The sequence below is a fragment of the Pseudoalteromonas sp. R86517 genome (assembly GCF_042466295.1).
In the GTDB taxonomy this organism is placed as follows: Bacteria; Pseudomonadota; Gammaproteobacteria; order Enterobacterales; family Alteromonadaceae; genus Pseudoalteromonas; species Pseudoalteromonas atlantica.
The window spans coordinates 433,226-438,014 of the sequence record NZ_JAXHCB010000001.1; the positions used below are offsets into that span (position 1 = coordinate 433,226).

General features: G+C 41.2%; 2 protein-coding genes. One reads left to right on the forward strand and one right to left on the reverse strand.

Going from position 1 to position 4,789, the window contains the following annotated elements; genetic code table 11:
* Position 1 precedes the first annotated feature (1 nt).
* Positions 2 to 3,136 carry an efflux RND transporter permease subunit gene (locus tag SJY38_RS02000; protein ID WP_377109219.1) on the forward strand — a complete coding sequence of 1,045 codons (3,135 nt, stop codon included), beginning with the start codon at positions 2 to 4 and terminating at the stop codon, positions 3,134 to 3,136.
* 73 nt (positions 3,137 to 3,209) lie between these two features.
* Here the strand turns inward: SJY38_RS02000 and SJY38_RS02005 are convergent, their stop codons facing one another.
* The gene (locus tag SJY38_RS02005) at positions 3,210 to 4,445 is read right to left on the reverse strand and encodes a TMEM143 family protein (protein WP_029772949.1); all 1,236 of its coding nucleotides are present in this window, start codon (positions 4,443 to 4,445) and stop codon (positions 3,210 to 3,212) included.
* Between the last annotated feature and the right edge of the window lie 344 nt (positions 4,446 to 4,789).

Here is a 4,789-nt window from a genome sequence, read left to right on the forward strand (position 1 = left end):
CATGATTAACTGGATAGTTTCGTTTGCGGTTAAGCGCCGCATGATGGTGCTTGCACTCACACTTTTATTTGCTGGGTTTGGCGTATACAACACACAAAATTTAGCCGTTGATGCGGTACCCGATATAACTAATGTACAAGTGCAAATAAATACCAAAGCGCCGGGCTTTACTCCGCTTGAAGCCGAGCAGCGCATTACATATTTGATTGAAACTGCAATGGCGGGTATTCCTAAGCTTGATTACACCCGCTCAATTTCGCGTTATGGGCTCTCGCAAGTAACCGTTATTTTTAATGAAGGGACCGATATTTATTGGGCGCGCCAGCAAATTAGTGAGCGTATTCAAAGTATTCGTTCAGACCTACCAGCCAATATTGAACCAAACTTAGGGCCAATTGCTAGTGGGTTAGGGGAGATTTTTACTTATTCTGTGCATGCAAATAACGGTGCATTAAAAGATGATGGTACGCCATTTAATGCAGAAGATTTACGTACCCTGCAAGATTGGGTTATTCGCCCGCAGCTATTAAAAGTAAAAGGCGTTACCGAAATAAACAGCCAAGGGGGTTTTGAGCGCCAGTACCAAGTAGCGCCCATGCCAGAAAAGCTACTCGCTTATAAGCTTACGCTTAGTGATGTTATTACGGCACTTAAATTAAATAACAGTAACCAAGGCGCAGGATTTATAGAGCGTTTTGATGGGCAATATTTAGTGCGCTCACCAGGGCAATTAAAAACCATTGATGATATAGCCAATACCGTGGTTGCTAAGCGCGATGATGCACCAGTACGCATTAAAGATGTAGCAAATGTGCGCCTAGGTAAAGAGCTCAGAACCGGCGCTGCTACTTATAACGGTAAAGAAACCGTGCTTGGCACCGCCATGATGCTCATTGGTGAGAACAGCCGCGTAGTGGCAAAAGCCATGGCTGAAAAACTTAAAGATGTACAACTTAGCCTACCAGCAGGTGTTGTGGTTGAGGCTGTTTATGACCGTACAACCCTTGTTGATAAAACCATAGACACTGTAAAAACGAACCTGTTCGAAGGAGCTGTGCTAGTTATTGTTATTTTACTGCTGTTATTAGGTAATGTAACCGGTGCGCTTATTACGGCCATGGTTATTCCGCTTAGTATGTTATTTGCCATTACCGGTATGGTAGGTAATAGGGTGTCGGGTAACTTAATGAGCTTAGGCGCAATCGATTTTGGTTTAATTGTTGATGGCGCAGTAATTGTGGTTGAAAACTGTTTAAGGCAACTTGGCCTTGCGCAACATAAGCATGGCAGGCTACTTACACTAAACGAGCGTTTAAATGTGGTAACCGCCGCCACTAAAGAAGTGTTCAGCCCAGCAGTATTTGGTATTTTAATTATTATGCTGGTGTATTTACCGCTGTTTGCATTAAGTAGTGTTGAGGGCAAAATGTTTCAGCCAATGGCGTTTACAGTGGTTGCTGCATTAGTTGGCGCACTTATTTTTGCAGTAACTTTTGTACCTGCTGCTATTGCAGTATGTGTGCGAGGAAAAGTAAGCGAGAGCGAAAATGCCGTGATGCGCGGTATTAAAAAAGGTTATAAACCGCTACTTGGTTTATCGCTAAAACTACCGTGGGTTATGGTTAGTATTGCGGCTGTACTTGTAATTGCGCTAGGCTTTAAAGTTAAAAAAATGGGGGCTGAATTTTTACCGCAGCTTGATGAGGGCGATATCGCTATGCATGCGCTGCGCATTACCGGCACCGGTATTGAGCAATCGGTAAAAATGCAAAAAGAGCTAGAGCAAGCCATTTTAGCTAAGCCGGAGGTGGCAAAAGTATTTTCAAAAATTGGTACGCCCGATGTAGCAAACGATCCTATGCCGCCTAACGTTGCCGACACCTTTTTAATGTTAAAACCTCGCGATCAATGGCCAAATCCTGCTTTACCTAAAGAAGAACTGGTTAAGCAAATTCGTCATTTAGTTAATGAAGTACCCGGTAATAACTATGAGTTTACCCAACCAATAGAAATGCGCTTTAACGAGCTAATTGCTGGCGTGCGCGCCGATGTGGCTGTGCGTATTTATGGCGATGATTTATCAACATTAAAACAGTTCGGTGAAAAAGCCACAGCCTTGGTACAAAATATTACTGGTGCAACCGATGTACGCCTTGAGCAAATGGAAGGCCTGCCAACGCTTTCGCTAACGCCGCTTCGCGACCACATGGCGCTGTTAGGTTTAACCGTAACTGATATACAGCAAAGTGTAAGTGCTGCTATAGGTGGTGTGCAAACTGGGCTTATTTATGAAGGCGATAAACGCTTTTCGTTATTAGTGCGTTTAGATGAGCGTTGGTCTAGTGATATAACACAGCTTGCACGTTTACCTGTTGCTGTACCAAAAAGTGCTAATCCCGACCTTGCATTTGTACCGCTTGGCGAAGTTGCAAATATTAGTATTGATAAAGGGCCTAATCAAATAAACCGTGAAAGCGGTAAGCGTAATGTTGTCGTAACTGCAAATGTAGAAGGGCGCGATTTAGCAAGCTTTGTAAGCGACGCGCAAGCCGCTTTAAATTCGCAGCTTAATTTACCTAGTGGTTATTGGATTGAATACGGCGGCACGTTTGAACAACTAGAATCGGCAAGTAAGCGGCTATCGCTGGTGGTACCGGTTACTTTATTACTTATATTTGGCCTGCTTTATAGCGCGTTTAATTCACTGCGTGATTCGTTAATTATATTTAGTGGCGTACCACTTGCACTTAGTGGGGGCGTGCTTGCGTTGCTTTTACGTGATATGCCGTTATCAATATCGGCAGGTGTGGGGTTTATCGCGCTAAGTGGTGTAGCGGTATTAAATGGTGTGGTTATGCTGTCGTTTATTAAACAGTTAAGAGCTGATGGGCTTAGTTTGATAGATGCAATACAAACCGGTGCGCTCTCGCGCCTGCGACCAGTACTTATGACGGCTTTAGTGGCGAGTTTAGGGTTTATTCCTATGGCGCTAAATACAGGCACCGGCGCTGAGCTACAAAGCCCGCTGGCAACGGTTGTGGTTGGTGGAATTATTTCATCAACTTTACTGACGCTATTAATATTGCCTGCGCTTTATAAATTAGTGCATGCAAAATTTAACAAGCAACTTAGTTAGTTGCAGCTCAAAATACAACAAAAAAGCAGCTGAAGTTTCAGCTGCTTTTTTGTTGTTAAGTAAACTTTGAACATTAATTATATTGAAACAGGTTATCCCAGCGCTCATCTAAAATAGTTTTTGCATGATCTAAATTTATTGCGCTATACACATCGTTAGTGCAGGTTACTAAACGCATCCGAGTGAGCTTTTCAAGCGCATCGCTAATTTCAAAGTCGAGTTCGCACTTATACTTTGTTTTAAACCACGCCTCTATTTGCTCATCAAGCATTTGTGCGCTTAGGCCACTTTCTGATTTTAGTAAAAATGTATAGGCAAGCAGGGCTTCTTTTATGTCTTCTTCTTCGGCGGCGTCTATAAGGGTATGAAAAACACCGGCATTGTTATCTAGATTTTTAAAGTAGAGGTTATCGCTTAGCGCTTTCATAAATTTAATTTTACGGTTTTTAAATTTACTCCACTCTTTAAAAATAAAGCTGCCAAAAACCCCCATTCCAATAGCAAAGGTAATAAAGTGTTGTTGGGTCATTTCTACGGCTTCACTTCTAAAGCCACCCCAAAAAGCAAATAAAGCAAATAACAATAAAATAGATGCGCCAAGCTTAGTAATTAATACCACAGCACCGCCTACTAAAGCCGATGAGCCAATAATCACTTTATCAATAGGGCGCATACGTACTTCGCTATTCGGAAATAGCATTTCAAGGTCGGCTTTTGGGACATTTTGAAACAGCTTAACTATGGTCGAGCTTGGCTCAAACCCTAAAGGCGTTTTATTTTTAGCCTCAAAGTAGGCTTTATCTTTAAAGCGAATAAACACCGCAACGCGGTCGTAATTGGTAAAGTGCAGGGGCTTTTTACGCAAGCCCCAAAAGCTGGTTATGGTTTCAGTGAGTTGTGATTCGCCACGACGATAAAAAACCACTTCTTCAAAGTCGTCAAACTCTACCTCAAGGCGTACTTTAAATAGTGACTCTTCGTTGAGTGCATCTTGTAGGTCTTGATGGGTGATCACTTCAAAGTTAGCTGCATTAAGTACCTTAGCAAAATCTTTAGCAAATTCGCGTTGGCACTGCGCTTTTTGATCAGCTGATACTGGCGCTAAAGATCGCGTATCGCTATTAGGATCAAAGGGCGCGTAGTTATTTTTAAGCGACTCAAGTGTTGAATGGTAATCGTAATGGATAAGGCTTGCTAATAAATCGCAAAATTGTTTAAACGATGTTTGCTCTGAGTTGTTTGTGAGCTCAGCGCTGCACATATCAACAATATCTTGTTTTCTAAAGGGAATAAAACGTGCACTTTGCATTTGCTTGACTAATTTGGAAATGAAACTACCTTTAGGGATGTTAATTTATTCCCAATAAAATTGCTAACATATAAATTTACAAATAACTAAGTTTATTGAATCCAAATCACCCCTTCATACGTTGTATACATATAGCAGTTACATTTTTCTAATTGTTTTGTATTGCAATTTTGATATTATCTTATAAATAATAACTATATTTCAAACTTAACCACTATAAAATCCAGTAAAAAGGTACTGTAAGATGTTATTTTTTTTGTATCATTGACTGGATTTTGTAACGATTAGAGCTACCTTTTGGCTAAGCCGCTATTTACTCTCATTAACTATTTAGGAAATTCACT